At 40.6% G+C, this 527-nt stretch carries 1 protein-coding gene; it reads right to left on the bottom strand.

Annotation, left to right across the window (positions count from 1 at the left end):
- The coding region (locus tag RT250_RS13535) for a DUF7507 domain-containing protein (RefSeq protein ID WP_435373081.1) at positions 1 to 527 on the bottom strand (527 nt) is incomplete at both ends.

Raw genomic sequence — 527 nt, 5'->3', positions numbered from 1 at the left:
GAGAAGCTATAGTTAATTACATCACCAACCTCGAGCGTTGAACATCCTGTAGTTGGATCAACTTCAACATCTGAAGTTTTAATAAGTGCAATGCTCGCATCAGTACAGATGGTTACAACCGTTGGGTTGTTTCCTGCATAACTTGAGTTATCCGATTCATCATCCACTTGGGTGTTGCTAGGTGTTGTACCTACTACTAATGCTGTATTGGTAAACGTTCCGTTGTCAATATCAGCTTGTGTAATTGTATATGTAGCTGTGAACGTACTAAAATCTTCCGCTCCAGGCTCCAATGTAATTGGTCCTCCTGATACAGTAACGCCTCCAACTAAATCACTTACCATAACATCGGTTAGGGTTACGTTCCCAGTATTCTTAACTGAGAAGCTATAGGTAATTACATCACCAACCTCGAGCGTTGAACATCCTGTTGTTGGATCAACTTCAACATCTGAAGTTTTAATAAGTGCAATGCTCGCATCAGTACAGATGATTACAACTGTTGGGTTGTTTCCTGCATAACTTGA

It is taken from the genome of Aequorivita sediminis, from assembly GCF_032080575.2.
In the GTDB taxonomy this organism is placed as follows: domain Bacteria; phylum Bacteroidota; class Bacteroidia; order Flavobacteriales; family Flavobacteriaceae; genus Aequorivita; species Aequorivita sediminis.
The sequence above is the reverse complement of the archived record's forward strand: the minus strand, read 5'-3'. Positions and strand labels throughout refer to the sequence as shown.